Consider the following 2,835-nt stretch of genomic DNA (forward strand, 5'->3'; position numbering starts at 1 on the left):
ACCGGATTCGACCGCCAGATCAATGGTCGCGGCGGGCTGGGTGGCGGCTTCGCCGGCAAGGGGCTGGTCGTCATCGACGCGATTGGTCGCGTGATCGTGGCCGACAACGCGGCGGCCAGCCTCAGCCTGTTCTCCACCACCGCCGGCGATGGTGCTGCGCCGCTGAGCAGCATCGCCACCGCCGCCGCGCCCTGGGACGTCGCCTATGACGAGACCAGCGACAGGCTTTATGCGGCGCTGACCGACGGCACGGTGGAAATCTTCGATGATTTCTCGACCGACGTGACCGCCGTCGCCGACCGCAGCATCTTTCCCGTGGATGCCGAAGGTGAGCAGATTTCAGTGAACTTCCACGGCATCGCCTTGCTGGGCAACCGGATCGTCGTGACCGACGTCGGCGACCCGGCGCTGGACGATGACGGACAGATCTTCACGCTGAACGACAACGGGACGGTGTCTGGTGGCATTCCCGCATCGACGCGGATCGTCGGCGCGCGTTCCCGCCTGGGCAACCCGGTGGATGTCACCCTGGCGGGCGACACCGCCATCGTCGCCGAAAAGGCGAACGGCGCGGTGCTGAGTTTCAGCAATATCCTGTCGGCGTCGGGCAATGTCGAGCCCGACCATGCCCGCCAGGCCACGGCGCCCGAATCCGTCGCCCGGTTGCGCAGCAGCGACAGCCTGCCGGTTGACGCGTCGGACCTCACCACGGCGGACTCGGTATCGGCCCTGGCGGTCTCCACCAACCCCGCCCCGCCCGGCGGGCTGTTCGGCGGCCCGGGAGACACCGGGCGCATTCTGCTGCTGCAAACCGACCTGTCCTCGGAGATCGGCATGCTCGATGCCAGCGCCGGCGGCACGCTGGGCGCGGCGGTGCGCCAGCTGGAAAGCATCCAGATCGACACGCGGGGTCATGCCTATGTCAGCTATGACAACGGGTCCACCGGTGCCACCCGCACGGGCCTGCTCGTCATCAATCGACTGGCGGACCGTGCGGGCACGAGCTTCGATGCGCCTGATACCGATCGCCTGATTGGCGGATTCAGTTCCACGCTGACCAGCCCCAAGGGCATCGAGATCGTGCAGGCTCAGGGACTGCTGCTGGTCGCGGACAGCGGCACGCCGGCAATCAAGGGCTACAGCCTGGAAGCCGATGGCAACACCGCCCCGGTGATCGACACGACCGATGTCGGGACCGCATCGATCTGGGACCTGGACTACGACCTGGCGGCCGACCGGCTTTACGTCGCCGCCACCGACGGCTCGGTGCTGGTGTATGACGATTTCGGCGCCCGCGCGGCGACGGAGGCCGGCGCCACGGTGTCGCGCAGCATCATCCCGGCCATCAACGGCGCGCAGGTATCGGTGAACCTGCACGGCATCATCCATGTGGCCGCGAGCAATCGCCTGATCCTGTCCGATGTCGGCGACGCGAACAATGCCACCGACGGCCAGTTGTTCGTCATCGACAACGCCTCGCGTGCCGAAGGCCTGGTCAATGTCCGGGCACAGGTCGGCGGCGACGAGACCGCGCTGGGCAATCCGGTGGATATCGCTTTCGATGGCAGCACGGTTTACGTGGCGGAAAAAGCCAACGACCGGGTGCTGCGCTACAACGACATCCTGAGCCTGTCGGGCCGCAACAACTTCGGCGCCGACGCGGAACTGGCGGTGACCAAGCCGGAATCGGTGTCGCTGCTGCGCTGAGCCCGGGTGCGGTGACCGCTCGCCGACCCCGCTAGTCGCTGCCCGGGATGCCACCGCGGGTCAGCGCCATCGGGTCCAGCAGCGCCCTGAGACGCTCCTCACCGAGATCCGTGTGCTCCAGGGCCACGTCGAGCACGGGCCGGCCGGTCCGGTACGCCTCCTTGGCGATCTTCGACCCCAGGTCGTAGCCGATCTCGCGGTTCAGCGCGGTGACCAGAATCGGGTTGCGCGCCAGCGCAGCATCCACGTTCGCCTGATTGACGGTGAAGCCCGCGATGGCCTTGTCGGCCAGCACGGTGGCGGCACTGGACAGCAAGCTGATCGATTCCACCAGATTGCTGGCGACCACGGGCAGCATGACGTTGAGCTGGAAGTTGCCGGACTGCGCCGCCGCGGTGATCGCGGCATCGTTGCCCAGGACCTGCACGGCGACCATCGCCACGGCTTCGGGAATCACCGGATTCACCTTGCCCGGCATGATGGAGGAACCGGGTTGCAGCGTGGGTAGTTCGATCTCGCCCAGCCCCGCCAGCGGACCGGAATTCATCCAGCGCAGGTCGTTGGCGATCTTGGTGTAGCTGACCGCGAACGCGCGCAGGTGGCCGGAGACCTCCAGCAGCGTATCCAGGCTGGCCTGGGCCGCGAAGTGATCCAGCGCCTGCGAAAACGGCAGGCCGGTCAGTCGAGACATTTGCTCCGCGAACACCGAGCCGAAACTGGTGTGGGCATTGATCCCCGAGCCGACGGCGGTGCCGCCCTGCGGCAGCGCATTGAGCCGCTTGCGGACATCCGCCAGCCGGTCCAGCCCGGCATCGAGTTGTGACGACCAGGCGCGCAATTCCTGACCAAAGGTGATCGGCATCGCATCCATCAGATGCGTGCGGCCGGTCTTGGCCACGGCGTCGAGCTCGTCAGCCCGGGTTTCCAGCACGTCAATCAGGTGCTGGATCGCCGGGACCAGCGATTTGGCGATGCCGATGGCGCAGGCCACGTGAATCGCGGTCGGGATCACGTCGTTGGACGACTGACTCATGTTGACGTGATCATTGGGATGCACGTCGAGGCCATCGCGCCGCGCCAGCGCCGCGATCACCTCGTTGGCGTTCATGTTGCTGGAGGTGCCCGACC

General features: G+C 66.9%; 2 protein-coding genes. One reads left to right on the top strand and one right to left on the bottom strand.

Going from position 1 to position 2,835, the window contains the following annotated elements:
- Window positions 1-1,707 (top strand): hypothetical protein (locus tag ABNS06_RS04845; RefSeq protein WP_348672916.1); only part of this gene is annotated, 1,707 nt, incomplete at its 5' end.
- Window positions 1,708-1,738: 31 nt separating this feature from the next.
- Here ABNS06_RS04845 and ABNS06_RS04850 read toward each other — a convergent pair.
- A partial coding sequence (locus ABNS06_RS04850; RefSeq protein WP_348672918.1) for a class II fumarate hydratase occupies window positions 1,739-2,835 on the bottom strand: 1,097 nt, incomplete at its 5' end.

The sequence above is a fragment of the uncultured Abyssibacter sp. genome (assembly GCF_964000955.1).
Taxonomy (GTDB): domain Bacteria; phylum Pseudomonadota; class Gammaproteobacteria; order Nevskiales; family OUC007; genus Abyssibacter.